General features: G+C 69.7%; 14 protein-coding genes. 4 read left to right on the top strand and 10 right to left on the bottom strand.

What is annotated here, in order from left to right; translation table 11 throughout:
• Positions 1-55: 55 nt before the first annotated feature.
• Complete coding sequence (locus L3N39_RS04400; RefSeq protein ID WP_237256075.1) at positions 56-547, top strand: BCAM0308 family protein; 492 nt, start codon at positions 56-58, stop codon at positions 545-547.
• A 16-nt stretch (positions 548-563) separates the two neighbouring features.
• Here L3N39_RS04400 and L3N39_RS04395 read toward each other — a convergent pair whose 3' ends face one another.
• The 4 genes from L3N39_RS04395 to L3N39_RS04380 all read right to left on the bottom strand — a co-directional run bounded on the left by L3N39_RS04395 (position 564) and on the right by L3N39_RS04380 (position 5,501).
• On the bottom strand, positions 564-1,391 hold the full coding sequence (locus tag L3N39_RS04395) for an FAD/NAD(P)-binding protein (protein WP_237256074.1): 828 nt from the start codon (positions 1,389-1,391) through the stop codon (positions 564-566).
• Complete coding sequence (locus L3N39_RS04390; protein WP_237256073.1) at positions 1,388-2,392, bottom strand: 4Fe-4S dicluster domain-containing protein; 1,005 nt, start codon at positions 2,390-2,392, stop codon at positions 1,388-1,390. The genes L3N39_RS04395 and L3N39_RS04390 overlap by 4 nt, the downstream gene beginning before the upstream one ends.
• On the bottom strand, positions 2,379-4,475 hold the full coding sequence (gene fdhF, locus L3N39_RS04385) for a formate dehydrogenase subunit alpha (protein ID WP_237256072.1): 2,097 nt from the start codon (positions 4,473-4,475) through the stop codon (positions 2,379-2,381). Before fdhF ends, L3N39_RS04390 begins: the two co-directional genes overlap by 14 nt.
• Positions 4,476-4,574: 99 nt before the next feature.
• Positions 4,575-5,501, bottom strand: coding sequence for a LysR family transcriptional regulator (locus L3N39_RS04380; RefSeq protein ID WP_237256071.1), 927 nt, complete (start codon positions 5,499-5,501; stop codon positions 4,575-4,577).
• A 155-nt stretch (positions 5,502-5,656) separates the two neighbouring features.
• Between L3N39_RS04380 and ttdA the strand changes: the two genes are divergently transcribed.
• From ttdA to L3N39_RS04365, 3 genes are all read left to right on the top strand, one after another.
• Positions 5,657-6,556 (top strand): L(+)-tartrate dehydratase subunit alpha, encoded by a 900-nt coding sequence (gene ttdA / locus L3N39_RS04375; RefSeq protein WP_237256070.1) that lies wholly within the window; start codon positions 5,657-5,659, stop codon positions 6,554-6,556.
• Positions 6,553-7,161 carry a L(+)-tartrate dehydratase subunit beta gene (ttdB, locus tag L3N39_RS04370; RefSeq protein WP_237256069.1) on the top strand — a complete coding sequence of 203 codons (609 nt, stop codon included), beginning with the start codon at positions 6,553-6,555 and terminating at the stop codon, positions 7,159-7,161. The genes ttdA and ttdB overlap by 4 nt, the downstream gene beginning before the upstream one ends.
• A gap of 151 nt (positions 7,162-7,312) precedes the next feature.
• Positions 7,313-8,179: an isocitrate lyase/PEP mutase family protein gene (locus tag L3N39_RS04365; RefSeq protein WP_237256068.1), complete on the top strand. Its 867-nt coding sequence runs from the start codon at positions 7,313-7,315 to the stop codon at positions 8,177-8,179.
• A 101-nt stretch (positions 8,180-8,280) separates the two neighbouring features.
• On the opposite strand, the gene L3N39_RS04360 is transcribed toward L3N39_RS04365, so the two are convergent.
• The 6 genes from L3N39_RS04360 to L3N39_RS18965 form a co-directional block, all read right to left on the bottom strand.
• Positions 8,281-9,552, bottom strand: coding sequence for an SLC13 family permease (locus L3N39_RS04360; protein WP_237256067.1), 1,272 nt, complete (start codon positions 9,550-9,552; stop codon positions 8,281-8,283).
• 299 nt (positions 9,553-9,851) lie between these two features.
• Positions 9,852-10,379, bottom strand: a complete 528-nt coding sequence (locus L3N39_RS04355; protein ID WP_237256066.1) for a hypothetical protein — start codon at positions 10,377-10,379, stop codon at positions 9,852-9,854.
• An 81-nt stretch (positions 10,380-10,460) separates the two neighbouring features.
• The gene (locus tag L3N39_RS04350; protein WP_237256065.1) at positions 10,461-11,135 is read right to left on the bottom strand and encodes a DUF1028 domain-containing protein; all 675 of its coding nucleotides are present in this window, start codon (positions 11,133-11,135) and stop codon (positions 10,461-10,463) included.
• Positions 11,136-11,188: 53 nt separating this feature from the next.
• Positions 11,189-11,533, bottom strand: a complete 345-nt coding sequence (locus tag L3N39_RS04345) for a c-type cytochrome (protein WP_237256064.1) — start codon at positions 11,531-11,533, stop codon at positions 11,189-11,191.
• 49 nt (positions 11,534-11,582) lie between these two features.
• Positions 11,583-12,851, bottom strand: a complete 1,269-nt coding sequence (locus L3N39_RS04340; RefSeq protein ID WP_237256063.1) for a PQQ-dependent sugar dehydrogenase — start codon at positions 12,849-12,851, stop codon at positions 11,583-11,585.
• Between the two features lie 196 nt (positions 12,852-13,047).
• Positions 13,048-13,752, bottom strand: a complete 705-nt coding sequence (locus tag L3N39_RS18965) for a methyl-accepting chemotaxis protein (protein ID WP_431978006.1) — start codon at positions 13,750-13,752, stop codon at positions 13,048-13,050.
• Between the last annotated feature and the right edge of the window lie 34 nt (positions 13,753-13,786).

The following is a 13,786-nucleotide window of genomic DNA, read 5'->3' as shown; positions in this document are numbered from 1 at the left end:
CGCCGCTGGACTACGCTGAAAGAGCCATCAACACTCCCCCGGTCGAGGCCCCGACATGGACAAGCATCGCCAGAGCATCAGCGACAAACTGCTCAAACCCGAACACCACGACCCCTACCTCAAGCCCTGGCACCAGCGCAGCGACACGCTGTGCCCGCAGTGCGGCGCGGCCTACCAGGCCGGGCGCTGGACCTGGCACGGCCTGGTCGACGCGAGCAGCGCGGAAGAGGCCACCTGCCCGGCCTGCCAGCGCATCGCCGAGAACGTGCCGGCCGGCACGATCCGCCTGCGCGGCGCCTTCGTCAGGCAGCACGCCGACGAGCTGTGCGGGCTGGTGCGCAACACCGAGGAGCTGGAAAAGAGCGAGCACCCGCTGGAACGGCTGATCGCCATCAGCGACAGCACCGACGGCCTGGACGTGACCACCACCGGCATGCACCTGGCGCAGCGCATCGGCCATGCGCTGGAGGCGGCCTACGACGGCGAGCTGAAGATCCACTACAACAACGAGGAATATTTCGTCGACGTGAACTGGCAACGCGACTGAACGACGCCAGCCAGGCTCAGCAGGGCTGCGGCGGCAGGGCCGTCGCCGCCGCCTGCCCGCTGGCCGCCAGCAGCCGCAGGTACTCGTCGTAGCGATAGCTCGGCCCGTCCACGCAGGCGTAGCTGCTGCCGATGTAGCAATGCCCGCACAGCCCCACCCCGCAATGCATGCGCCGCTCCAGCGACAGCCAGATCCGGCTGGCCGGCAGGCCGTGGTCGATGCAGCCGCGCGCCACCGCCAGCATCAGCGGCTCCGGCCCGCAGCAGAGCACCTTGGCCGGCAGCCCATCTTCGTCAAGCACCCGCGCCAGTGCCTCCAGCGGATGACCCTGCGGCCGGCCGTCATCGCCCTGGTCCAGCGTCTCGACCAGCGCATGTCGCTCATGCCACCGCGCCCGTTCGCGCGCCAGTACCTGGTAGGCGCGGTTGCGCGCGGCGTAGATCAGCTGCAGCTCGCCGGCGGCGCTGTCGATCACCCCGGCCAGCGGCGCCAGCCCGCAACCACCGGCCACCAGCAGCAACCGCTCGCCCGGCCCGGCGGCTGGCCAGCCACGGCCGAACGGCCCGCGATAGCCGAGCACGGCGCCCGGCGCGAGGGCGAACAGCGCGGCGGTCAGCGTGCCGGTCCGGCGGATCAGCGCACTGAAGCGCCCTTCGGCATCCGGCGGGCTGACATAGGTGAAGGCGGCCTCGCCGACGCCGGGCACGGCGAGCATGAAGAACTGCCCCGGCTGCGCCGCCGGCTCGCCGGCCAACGGCTCGACGGCAAAGCTGAAGTGTCGCGCCGCCTCGCCGTCTTCGTAGAACTCCAGCAGGCGCAGCGGCCGCGGGGTCAGGTCGATCATGGCTCGCCGATCCTCTTCATCACCTGGTGCACGCCGATGCCGCCGGGGCACACCGCATCGCAGCGCCCGCAGCCGACGCAGCCGTCGCGGCCGAAGCGCTGGCGGAAATCCTCGCCGAACTTGTGGTACCAGAAGCGCTGCACGCGCTGGCCGGGCGTCGCGCCGGGGTTGTGCCCGCTGGCCTCCTGCTGGAAGCCCTGGTACAGGCAGGAATCCCACACGCGCTCCTGCACCACGCCACCCGCGCTTGGCTGCTGCAGCGGCGCGAAGCAGGAACAGGTCGGGCACACCGAGGTACAGCCCGAGCAGCCCAGGCAGCGCAGGCCGAGCGCCTCCCAGGCCTGGCTGTCCACCGTCTCGCCATTGAGCGCCGCGCAGCCGAGGGCGATTTCTTCCTGTTCGCCCTGCTCGACGGCCACCTGCAAGGCCTGGGCGTCGCGCTGCTGCGCCCAGTCCGCCGGCGCAGGTTGCAGCGCCAGCCCGGCGAGCACCTCGGCGCCGCGTTCGGAGGCGACCAGGAGCAGCCAGCGCTGCGCCAGCGGGCAGAGGATCAGGTCGGCGGTCTGCGCGCGCACCTCCGGGCCGCTGTCCATCATCGCGCAGAAGCCGTGCCGGCAGCTGTGCGCGCAATCGAGGCCGACCAGCAGCGTCGCCGCGCGGCGCGCCTGGTAGTGCGGGTCGACGGCGAAGAAGCGGTCCTGATAGGCGACGGCGGTGAGGTCGCAGGCAGCGAGGCCGAACAGCACCTGCGGGCGGGCCTCGGGCACCAGCGCGATGAAACGGCCGTTCTCGTAGCGGAACAGCGCCTCGCGCTCGGCGAAGAAGAACGCCTTGGCGGAGAACACCGGCGGCTCGGCCGGCACCACGAAGGGCTGCGCCGGATCGTCCAGGCGCTGCCAGCGCAGCGCGCCCTGCCCGTCCGCCTGCGGCTGGTAGAGCAGCCGCTCGCGTGCCAGATGATTGCGCAGCCGCTCGGGGCTATCCAGCTCATAGGCCTGCATATTCGGCCTCCTGCGGACGTTCCAGCTCGATGCGCGGCGCCTGGCCGGGCGGCAAGGGCAGCAGCGCCACCGCGCAGGCCTTGAGCTCCGGCATGTGGCTGATCGGATCCTGGGCGCTATTGGTCAGGCGGTTACAGGGCGCCTCGCGGAAGTGATAGGGCATGGAGACGGTGCCCGGCGGCACGTCGTCGGTGAGGTGCGCACGGGTCTCGAGCGCGCCGCGGCGCGACGCCACACGCACCCCCTGCGCCTCGCCCAGGCCCAGCCGGGCGGCGTCCTGCGGGTGGATGAACAGCAATCCTGCGGGAATCTCCCGTTCCAGCAGCGGCGACTTGCGCGTCATCGCCCCGCCGCCGTAGTGAAAATGCAGGCGCTGGGTGGTCAGGCAGAACGGGTAGTCGGCATCCGGGCACTCGTCCGGCTCGACCTGCGACACCGGAATCAGCTGCGCCCGCCCGCGCGGGAAGCAGTGCCGGTGCAGGATCGCCGTGCCGTCCGGGTGCGCCTCGTCGCACGGCCATTGCAGCCCACCCGCCTGCTCCAGCCGCGCGTGGCTGATGGCGCTGAACGGCGGCGCCAGCGCCGCCATCTCGGCGAACACCTCTTCGGCACTGGCCCAGCGCATCCCTGCGTAGCCCATGCGCTCGGCCAGCGCGGCGAGGATCTGCCAGTCCGCCCGCGCCTGCCCAGGCGGCTCGATGGCCTTGTGCAGCAGCTGCATGCGCCGCTCGCAGTTGCTGAAGGTGCCGTCCTTCTCGGCGAACGACGCGGCCGGCAGCACCACGTCGGCGAAGCGCGCGGTCTCGCTCAGGGTCAGCTCGACCACCACCAGGAAATCCAGCGCCTGTAGCGCCCGGGCCAGCTTGTGCTGGTCCGGGTCGGTGACCACCAGCTCCTCGCCGAGCACCATCAGCGCGCGGAACTCGCCGCGCAGCGCCGCCTCGCTCATGCCCAGCGAGGTCAGCCCGGGCGCCGGCGGCTGCGCCACGCCCCAGGCGCGGGCGAATTTCTCGCGCACCTCCGGGTCGCTGACCTTCTGGTAGCCCGGATAGACGTCCGGCAGGCAGCCCATGTCGCAGGCACCCTGCACGTTGTTCTGCCCGCGCAGCGGGTTGACCCCCGTGCCGGGCCGGCCGAGCTGACCGCAGGCCAGCGCCAGGTTGGCCACCGCGATGACGTTGTGGGTGCCGCTCTGGAACTGGGTGATGCCCATGCCGTAGGCGATGAAGGCGCGCCGCGCCTGGCTGTAGGCGCGCGCCAGCTCGTAGAGCGCCAGCACCGGCACGCCGGTCTGCGCGCTGGTCAGCTCCGGGGTCAGCGCGCGCACATGGGCGCGCAGCGCCGCCTCGTTGGCGCAGCGAAAGGCGAGGAAGGCGCGGTCCTCCCAGCCGTTGGCGAAGATGATGTGCAAGAGCCCGTTGAGCAGCGCGATGTTGCTGCCCACGCGCAGCTGCACGTGCTGGTCGGCCAGCCGTGCCAGGCGGGTGCGCCGCGGGTCGACGACGATCAGCCGGGCGCCGCGGGCCTGCGCCCTGAGCATGCGCGCGCCGATCATCGCGTGGTTCTCGCTGACGTCGGCGCCGATCACCAGGATCAGCTCGGCCTCGTCGATGTCGGCGATCGAATTGGTCATCGCCCCGGAGCCCAGGCTGCGGCCGAGCCCGGCCACCGAGGGGCTGTGGCAGATACGTGCGCAATGATCGATGTTGGCGGTGCCGAGCACCGCGCGGGCGAATTTCTGCGCGGCGTAGTTATCCTCGTTGGTGGCGTGGGCGCAGCTGATCACCCCGACGCCGTCCGGCCCGACTGCTTCCAGCGCCGCACGGAACTCGCTGGCCACCAGCGCCAGCGCCTCGTCCCAGCCGGCTTCGCGGAACTGCCCGTGCTCCTTGATCAGCGGCGTGCGCAGGCGGTTGCCGGCGTCGATGGCAAAGCCGCTGGCCCAGCCCTTGGCGCACAGCTGCCCGGCACTCACCGGATGCCCCGGCTGCGGCTCGACGCCGACCACGCGGCCGCCCTCGACGCGCAGCCCGAGGCCGCAGCCGACGCCGCAGAAGGTGCAGATGCTCGGAATGACCTGCATGGCAGTCCCGCTCCTGGTAAGCCTGTTATCTGCTCAGCAAAGCACAGGCTGGGCGACCCGGCAGGCGCCGCCACCTGCGACGCGCCGCCGCCGGGCGAGTCATTGCCAGGCGGCGAGACTGCCGTCCGGCGCATCGGCGGCGCCGCGGAAGAATTCACGCAGATGCTCGATGAAGCAGGAAACCTTGGCCGAGAGGTTCAGCCGCTCCAGATAGACGGCGTAGATGTCCGCCGGCTCGGTCTGGTAGTCACCCAGCACTTCCTCCAGGCGGCCGCTGCGCAGATGGCTGGCCAGGTTCCATTCCGCGCGCAGCAGGATGCCGTGGCCGTCCAGCGCCCAGTTCAGCGCCACCTCGCCGTCGTTGGTGCTCAGCCCGCCGCGCACCTTGAGCGCCTCGCTCTGCTTGCCGCGGCTCAGCCGCCAGATGCCGAACGCCGCATCGTTCTGGCGCAGCACGATGCAGTTGTGGCCGAGCAGGTCGCGCGGCACCTGCGGACGGCCGCAACGATCCAGATAGGCCGGCGCGGCGCACAGGCGGCGACGGTTGGTGGCGATCTTGCGGGCGATCAGCCGCGAATCGGGCAACTCGCCGAAGCGGATCGCCACGTCGATGGCATCGTCCGGCAGGTTGATCGGCCGGTCGGTCAGGTGCAGCTGCACCTCCACTTCCGGGTAGCGCTGCACGAAGGAAGAGATCGCCGGGCCGATGTGGGTGCGGCCGAACCCCAGCGGCGCGTTGACCCGCAGCAGCCCGCGCGGCGCCGCACGGCTGCTGGACACCTGGCGCTCCATTTCCTCGATCTCCTCGAGGATGCGCCGGGCATTGCGCAGGTAGACCTCGCCCTCGCTGGTCAGGCTGATGCTGCGCGTGGTGCGGTTGAGCAGGCGCACGCCGAGCCGCTGCTCGAGCTGCGCCAGGCGTTTGGAGACGGCCGGCGGAGTCAGGTTCAGCTCGCGCGCCGTGGCGGCCAGGCTGCCCAGGCGCACCAGCAGGGTGAAGAAGGCCAGCTCGGAAACCGCATTCATAGGTAACCTGCAAGAACTAATGAATTGAAATTCATTGTATTACAGCATTTCAGCAAAGGCATTATCGTCCCCATCGTGCACGGCGCCACGCCCTGCTTTGCGTGAAGACCCGGCAGGGCGTCCGCCCGCCCTGTGAGCGATGAGGAGAACAACAAGTGGAAAGAGAATCAGCCGTTCAGTCACTCACCGACGTGATGGCCAAGTTCACCGCCTATATCGGCAAACGCCTGCCCACCGACGTGAAGGCCAAGACCGCCAAGCTGCGCGAGGCAGAAACCAACCCGCTGGCCATCGCCGTCTACGATTCGATGGCCGAGAACCAGGACTACGCCGACAAGCTGGACCGCCCGAGCTGCCAGGACACCGGGGTGATCCAGTATTTCATCTCCGCCGGCGCGCACTTCCCGCTGCTCGGCGAGCTGGAAGACATCCTGCAGAACGCCACCCTGGAAGCCACCAAAAAAGGCCCGCTGCGCCACAACGCGGTGGAAACCTTCGACGAGAAGAACACCGGCACCAACACCGGCTCGAAGATTCCCTGGCTGGACTGGGAAATCATCCCCGACGCCGACTACGCGCTGATCGACGTCTACATGGCCGGCGGCGGTTGCACCCTGCCCGGCTCGGCCAAGGTGCTGATGCCCGGCCAGGGCTACGAGGGCGTCACCGAGTTCGTCTTCGACGTGATCACCTCGCGCGGCGTCAACGCCTGCCCGCCGCTGCTGGTCGGGGTCGGCGTGTCCACCTCGGTGGAGACCGCGGCGCGCCTGTCCAAGCGGGCCATCCTGCGCCCGGTGGATTCCAGCCATCCCAACGCCAACGCGGCCCTGATGGAAAAGCTCCTCGAAGATGGCCTCAACGAGGTGGGCATCGGCCCGCAGGGGCTGACCGGCAACAGCAGCGTGATGGGCGTGAACATCGAATCCTCGGCGCGCCATCCCTCGACCATCGGCGTCGCCGTGTCCACCGGCTGCTGGGCGCACCGCCGCGGCAAGATCCGCATCAACGCCGACCTCTCCTACGAGATCCTCTCCCACGAAGGAGTAGTGCTGTGAAGAAGATCCTTTCTACTCCGATCAAGGACGAAGACCTGGCCTCGCTGAATGTCGGCGACGTGGTCTACCTGACCGGCCAGCTGGTGACCTGCCGCGACGTCGCGCACCGCCGGCTCATCGAGCTCAAGCGCGAGCTGCCGGTGGACCTGCGCGGCGGGGCGATCTTCCATGCCGGGCCCATCGTGCGCACCAAGGACGACGGCAGCTTCGAGATGGTTTCCATCGGCCCGACCACCAGCATGCGCATGGAGAAGTTCGAGAAGCAGTTCATCGAGGAAACCGGCGTCAAGCTGATCATCGGCAAGGGCGGCATGGGCCCGGAAACCACCACCGGCTGCCTGGAGAACAAGGCGGTGCACGCGGTATTCCCCGGCGGTTGCGCGGTGCTCGCGGCGACCAAGGTCGAGGCGATCGAACGCGCCGAATGGCAGGACCTGGGCATGCCGGAAACCCTCTGGGTGAACCGCGTGCGCGAGTTCGGACCGCTGATCATCTCCATCGATACCAAGGGCAACAACCTGTTCGAGCAGAACAAGGCGCGCTTCAACGAGAAGAAGGGCTCGATCATCGAGAAGATCAACAGCCAGGTGCGTTTCATCAAGTAAGCGACAGGTGCGCGCGGTCAGCGCGCGCACTTTTCTTCCCCTCCGCTCCCCGGCGTGCCGAGCCGCGCCCGCGCCTGCCAGCCCCCGGCATGCGACCTGCCCCTGCGCCGTCCCACCGCCCCGCGCGAGCGAGCCTTCCCAGGACCTCATCATGCATCACGACTCCCACCCTGCCCTGCGCCAGCGCTTTCGCGCGCTGCTGTCGGGCCCGACCTGCCATCACACCGCCTCGGTGTTCGATCCCCTCTCGGCACGCATCGCCGCGGACTTAGGCTTCGAGGTCGGCATCCTCGGCGGCTCGGTCGCCTCGCTGCAGGTGCTCGCCGCGCCGGACGTGGCGCTGCTCACCCTCGGCGAGTTCGTCGAGCAGGCCACTCGCATCGGCCGCGTCGCGCGCCTGCCGGTGATCGCCGATGCCGACCACGGCTACGGCAATGCGCTGAACGTCATGCGCACGGTCGCCGAGCTGGAGCGCGCCGGCGTCGCCGCGTTGACCCTCGAGGACACCCTGCTGCCGGCGGCCTTCGGGCGCCGCTCCCACGACCTGATCAGCGTCGAGGAGGGCGTCGGCAAGCTGCGCGCCGCCCGCCAGGCCCGCACCGATCCGGCGCTGGCGCTGATCGCGCGCACCCACGCCGGCGTGCAGGACACGACCCGGACGGTGCAGCGCATCCAGGCCTACCAGCAGGCCGGCGCCGACGGCATCTGCCTGATCGGCGTGCGCGACATCGCCCATCTGCAGCAGCTTGCCGAAGGGCTGCAGTTGCCGCTGATGCTGATCGCCTACGGCAATCCGGTGCTGCAGGATGGCCGGCAGCTCGCCGAACTCGGCGTGCGCCTGGTGGTGAACGGGCATGGCGCCTACTTCGCGGCGGTCAAGGCCACCTACGACAGCCTGCGCGCGCAGCGCGGGCTGGCCGCCGCCGAGCCGGCCGGCGCCTCCGAACTGGTGGCGCGCTACAGCCAGCCGGACGACTACCTGGCCTGGGCCCGCGAATTCCTCGACGTGCACGAGTGAGCGCCGCGTCGCGGCGGCCCCGGCTGCCGCGGGGCACTGCGCAGAAAGACCAACGCCCGGTCCTGCCTTGCAGGACCGGGCGCCGGGCGCAAGCGGCGCGATCAGGACGGGAAGAAGGGGAACAGCAGTAGCAACAGCGGGATGGCGATGGCGCCGGCCACCAGGATCAGCGGCAGCCCGCATTTGACGTAGTCGACGAAGCGGTAACCGCCGGCCGAGAGCACCATCAGGTTGGCCGGCATGCCGATCGGCGTGGCGTAGGCACAAGAGCCGCCGATCACGATGGCCATCAGCACGGCGCGCGGGTCGGCGCCCAGGTTGGCGGCGATCGACATGCCGATCGGCACCAGCAGCGCGGTGGTCGCGGTATTGGACATGAAGTTGGTCAGTACGCAGGAGATCGTAAAGATGACGATCAGCAGCAGCGCGGGCGACGGCGTGCTGCCCAGCGCGTCCATGATGGTCGAGGCCACCAGGGTGCCGGCGCCGGTCTGCTCCAGCGCCGTGGCCAGCGCGAGGGTGCCGCCGAAGATGAAGATGGTCTGGGTGTCGATCGACTGGTAGGCCTGCTTCTCGGTCAGCACGCCGACCAGTACCAGGAAGGCCGCGCCGATGCAGGCGGTGATGTGCAGCGGGATGCCGATGGCGCTCTCGAAGACCATGCCGAGAATGGTCGCCAGCATCACCGCCAGCGAGGTCAGCTGCTTCCACCTGGGTACCTCGCTGAAATCGCGCGGCTTGCCGACCACCTCGCTTGCCGCCTGGGCGTTGCCGGCGGGCAGCAGCCGATGGCCGAACAGAGCGAAGTAGAGGATGCCGCCGACCAGGATCGGCAGGCCGATCTTGGCGTATTCGAAGAAGCTGAACGCCTGGCCGATCTGCTGCAACGCGCTCTGCGCGATCAGGTTGCCCGGCGCGCCGATCAGCGACAGGTTGCCGCCCATCGCCGCGGCGAATACCAGCGGCATCAGCAGGCGCGAGCGCGAGAAGCCGGACTTGGCGGCGATGCCGATCACTACCGGGATCAGCACGGCCGCCGTGCCGGTGTTGGAGAGCACCCCGGAGAGCACGCCGACGATCAGCATGATCGCCACGATCAGCTGGCGTTCGGTGCGGGCGAAACGGGTCACCAGGCCGCCGATGCGGTTGGCCATGCCGGTCTGGAACAGCGCGCCGCCGACGATGAACATGCCGACGAAGAGAATGACGTTGGTGTTGATAAAGCCGTTGAAGGCGACCTTCGCATCGAGTACGCCGGTGAGCACCAGCGCCAGGCAGACGATGATCGCCGTCAGGGCGAGGGGAATGCGTTCCCAGACGAACATCAGGGTCGCGAACAGCAGCAGGTAGAGCGTGATCTCGATAGGACTCATGCTTTTCCTCCTTCGTGCGAAGGAGTCTCCACGGTGTTTTGTTTTTATTGATTGGCCTGCGTCCGGCGCTGGCCGGCGCTCAGGCTCGCCTGCGATGCCCGTGCCTGTGGAGCGAGCCGGACGGCACAGCGCCGGGGCCGCTCGTCGTCCCCCGGCCTGCGCATGCCTGCAGGTTCCGGCGACATGGCATCGCCGGGCGAGTATATGGAATTAACGTGGAGCGATTAGCCGACGCAGAATCATTGCTTTATTAACTTCAGGTTTACGCCGTAAGGACGCGCGGTCAACCGGCCGCCCGCCTAGTAGCGCACCTCCGAGACCCGGTAGACCCGCCGCGGCGCGCCGAACACCTGTTCCATCTGCGCGCGGCTGAGCGGCAGGCTCAGCAGTTCGGCCGAGCCGGGCGCGGCGACGCGTGGGGCGAAGCGCTGGTCGCCCTGGCGCGACACCAGGCTGACGTACACCAGCCGGCCCTGGCGAAAGCTCACGTAGATGCCGCCGCCCTCGTAGCTGTCATCCCGGCGCGCCTTCTCGCGGATCACCTCCGGCCACTGCTGCGGCGGCACGAAGGGCGGCAGGTACCGGGCGACGAACGCCGGTTGCAGCGCGCCGATGGCGGTCAGCGGCGCCTGCTCGGCCAGCTTGATCCGCGCGGCGAGCACGCGGGCATCGGTCTTCTTCCGCAAGTCGATCCAGAGCATGGTGTAGCGCGGCTCCGGCGCCTCGTGGACGGACTCGCTGAAGGCCACCAGCGGCCCGTTCTCCAGGCGCCAGATATTGGCGCAGCCACCCAGCAGGGCCAGCAGGAGGATCGGCAGGATGCGCATCGGCGGCTCCGCGGCAATCGGCCAGTGCACAGGCATGGCCACTGCCCGAAGCATAGTTCGCCGCGCCCGGCCGCATGCGGCTCAGATGCTCTCCTCGCCCGTCGTACCGGCCGGGTTGGCGCGGGTCGGCATGGCGAGGATCTCCGGCACCACCGCCCGGGCGAACACCTCGTGCAACCGGCGCAGCTCGGCGAACGGATCAGGATGATGGTCGACGCGGATATCCCATAGCGGATATTGCTCCCGGTCGACCACGTACACCGTCGCCGAGGACTCGCCATGGCGGTCGCCACCCTCGGCGTCACCGGCCTCCAGCGCCGCCATCAGGCGCTCCACCAGCGGCAACCGCGCGCTGCCGAGGTAGGCCGCGCAGGCGGCCTCGAGCACGGCGCGCCCCTTGAGCCGGTTGCCCTGCACGCAGAACTGCTCGCCGGCGATGGAGCCGGCCCAGGGCAGGCAGCGCTCGCCGGTCCAGCAGGCAGTGCGACCCTGGCCGTCGATCACCGCACACTGGCGCAGTTCCATGCAGGGGTCGGTGCGCCGCAACCGTTCGAGCACCTCGGCGGCCGGGCTGAACTCGCGCAAAAAGCGCAACCCGTCGATGCCCAGGTACGGGTTGATCTGCGCCTGGGTCGCCACCGCGCCGACATGCGCCGCGGCGTGGGTCAGCAGCTTGCCGACCGCCGGCATGGCGGTGGCCGCGGCGACGCCGAACTGCCCGCTGCGCGGGCAGCGGGCGACGATGGAAAAGGTCATGTTCGCGCTCCTGGGTTGCGTCGACCGTTAGGCCAGCGCAGCGCCGCCGGCGTTCACTGCGGCAGCTCGACGCTGACCTTGATCGACGAATACCAGGTGGTCACCGCGGCAATGTCGGCGTCGCTCAGGCCTGCGGCGATCACGCTCATCTGCGGGTGCTTGCGCTCACCGGCGCGGAACGCCTGCAGCTGGCGGGCCAGGTAGAGCTGGCCGTTGCCGGCCAGGTTCGGCGCGTCGGCGACCTTGGCGATACCGTCGATGCCATGGCAGGCGGCGCACATCTTCGCCTTGGCCTTGGCCGCGGCGAGGTCGGCGGCCTGCAACGGCAGGGCGGCCAGGCAAAGCCACAGCGGCAGCGCCCGCGACAACCCGCGGCGCGGATCGGAAATGCTCGGCATGCAGGATTCCTCGAAACAGGCGCCGGCCCGCGCGGGCCGGCGCGGCGGCTCACTTGCCCTGGTAGGAGATGCGGTAGATCGCCCCGGCGGTGTCGTCGCTGACCAGCAGCGAGCCATCCTTGAGCTGGGCGACGTCGACGATGCGGCCGTAGTACTCGCCGGTTTCCTCGTCCAGCCAGCCCTCGGCGAACGGGATGGTCTCCCCGGACGGGCCGCTGCCATCGGCCGCGAACGGCGTGAACATCACCCGCGCGCCGGCCGGCACGGTGCGGTTCCAGCTGCCGCGCTGGGCGCTGAACAGCCCGCCACGGTACTGCTCGGGAAACTGCTTGCCGGTGTAGAAGGTCAGGCCCATGTCGGCGGCGTGGGCGGTGGTCTCCACCACCGGCGGGGTCAGGCCGTCGGGCGGGGTTTCGTCGGCGTACTCCTTGGTGCGCACCTGGCCGCCACCGAACCAGGGCATGCCGAACTTCATGCCGGCCTTCGGCGCGTGGTTGATCTCGCCCGGCGGAATGTCGTCGCCCATGCCGTCGACCTGGTTGTCGGTGAACCACAGCTCCTTGGTGGTCGGGTGGTAGGTGATGCCCACCGAGTTGCGCACGCCGGTGGCGTAGACCTCGCGCTTGCTGCCGTCACGCTCCATGCGCACGATGCCGCCGATGCCGTGCTGCTCGTACAGCTCGCGCTTGTCCTTGGGCTGCACGTTGTGCGGCTGGCCGAGGGAAACGGTGAGCTTGTTGTCCGGGCCGATGGCGCAGACCCGCGCGCCGTGGTTGTAGCTCTCCTCGTCCGTGGGTATCAGCTTGCCGGTCGGCACCACGATGTCGGCGGCGACGTCCGGGCCCTCGTAGAAGAATTCGGCGGCGGGGAACACCAGCACGCGGTTGTGCTCGGCGACGAAGAGGAAGCCATCCGGGCTGAAGCAGGGCCCCGGCTGGGTGAAGGAGATCGCCGGGGCGAAGCGCTTGACCTCGTCGGCGGTGCGGTTCTTGGTGCGGTCGGTGACGGCCCAGAGGTCGGTCTTGCGGGTGCCGACGAAGACCACCCCGCTGGACGGCCCGACCGCCATGTGCCGCGCGTCCGGCACCACGGCGTAGAGGTCGATGCGAAAGCCCTCGGGCAGCTTGATGCGCTTGAGGTTCGCGCGGATGGCCTCGGCGGTCGAGCCATCCTGGGGGATCGTCTTCATCTCCAGCGACTGGCCGGTGGTCTTCATCGAGCGCATGCGCTCCAGCGCTTCGTCGCTGGTCGGCGCGGCGCTGGCAGCGGCACAGCCGAGGGCGAGCAAGGCGCCCAGGGTCAGGGGAAAGGTCTTCATGGCACGCACCTCCTGGCACCGCCGCGGTCGGGCGGTCCTCTTGTTGTTATGGCGGTCCCGGCTGCCTGCCGGGCAATGCGAGTGCAGCCTGCTTCAGCGTAGCGACGGTCCGCCCGTTTGCCAGCCGAAGCGCCGGATGGTGCGCGGCCCAGCGTTCTGCCAGGCGCGCATCCCGGGCGGGCGGGGCCGGCGTCGATCAGCCGCGGAAGTAGCCCACCTTGCGATTGAGGTCCTGCGCCAGCGAGGTCAGGTCCTGGCTGGAGGCGGCGACCTGGTTGGAGGCCGCCGAACTGGTCACCGTCGAATCGTGGATGCGCGTCACGCTCTGGTTGACCTCCTCGGCCACCGCGCTCTGCTCCTCCGCTGCCGTGGCGATCTGTGCGTTCATCTCGTTGATCGAGCCGACCTCCTGGCCAATCCTGGCCAGCGCATGTTCGGCCTGCAGCGTCTGCTCGACGGTCTGCTGTGCCAGCTGCCGGCTCGACTGCATCACCTGCACGGCGCGGCCGGCGCCGGCCTGCAGGGAGGCGATCATCTCGCTGATCTCGCTGGACGACTGCTGCGTGCGATTGGCCAGCGAGCGCACCTCGTCGGCGACCACGGCGAAGCCACGGCCATGCTCGCCGGCCCGCGCCGCCTCGATGGCCGCATTGAGCGCCAGCAGGTTGGTCTGCTCGGCGATGGCGGTGATGACCTGCAGGATCTTCTCGATGTCGCCACTCTGCGCCGAGACCTGGGCGACGGTGTCCGTGGCGCTTTCCAACACCCGCGCCAGGTCATGGATGGAGGCGGCCGTTTCCCCGACGATGCGCGTGCCGGTGCCGACCTGCTCGTCGGCGCTGCGCGCCGCGGCGGCCGCGCGGGCGGCAAAACCGGCAACCTCGTTCACCGTGGTCGCCATCTGGTTGATCGCGGTGGCCACCTGCTCGGCCTCG

This window comes from Pseudomonas oligotrophica, from assembly GCF_021726475.1.
Classification (GTDB): Bacteria; Pseudomonadota; Gammaproteobacteria; order Pseudomonadales; family Pseudomonadaceae; genus Stutzerimonas; species Stutzerimonas oligotrophica.
The sequence above is the reverse complement of the archived record's forward strand: the minus strand, read 5'-3'. Positions and strand labels throughout refer to the sequence as shown.

Coding starts and splice junctions, on each gene's coding strand:
- L3N39_RS04400 (WP_237256075.1), top strand. CDS start 56: ATGGACAAGCATCGCCAGAGCATCAGCGACAAACTGCTCAAACCCGAA.
- L3N39_RS04395 (WP_237256074.1), bottom strand. CDS start 1,391: ATGATCGACCTGACCCCGCGGCCGCTGCGCCTGCTGGAGTTCTACGAA.
- L3N39_RS04390 (WP_237256073.1), bottom strand. CDS start 2,392: ATGCAGGCCTATGAGCTGGATAGCCCCGAGCGGCTGCGCAATCATCTG.
- fdhF (WP_237256072.1), bottom strand. CDS start 4,475: ATGCAGGTCATTCCGAGCATCTGCACCTTCTGCGGCGTCGGCTGCGGC.
- L3N39_RS04380 (WP_237256071.1), bottom strand. CDS start 5,501: ATGAATGCGGTTTCCGAGCTGGCCTTCTTCACCCTGCTGGTGCGCCTG.
- L3N39_RS04365 (WP_237256068.1), top strand. CDS start 7,313: ATGCATCACGACTCCCACCCTGCCCTGCGCCAGCGCTTTCGCGCGCTG.
- L3N39_RS04360 (WP_237256067.1), bottom strand. CDS start 9,552: ATGAGTCCTATCGAGATCACGCTCTACCTGCTGCTGTTCGCGACCCTG.
- L3N39_RS04355 (WP_237256066.1), bottom strand. CDS start 10,379: ATGCGCATCCTGCCGATCCTCCTGCTGGCCCTGCTGGGTGGCTGCGCC.
- L3N39_RS04350 (WP_237256065.1), bottom strand. CDS start 11,135: ATGACCTTTTCCATCGTCGCCCGCTGCCCGCGCAGCGGGCAGTTCGGC.
- L3N39_RS04345 (WP_237256064.1), bottom strand. CDS start 11,533: ATGCCGAGCATTTCCGATCCGCGCCGCGGGTTGTCGCGGGCGCTGCCG.
- L3N39_RS04340 (WP_237256063.1), bottom strand. CDS start 12,851: ATGAAGACCTTTCCCCTGACCCTGGGCGCCTTGCTCGCCCTCGGCTGT.
- L3N39_RS18965 (WP_431978006.1), bottom strand. CDS start 13,752: ATGGCGACCACGGTGAACGAGGTTGCCGGTTTTGCCGCCCGCGCGGCC.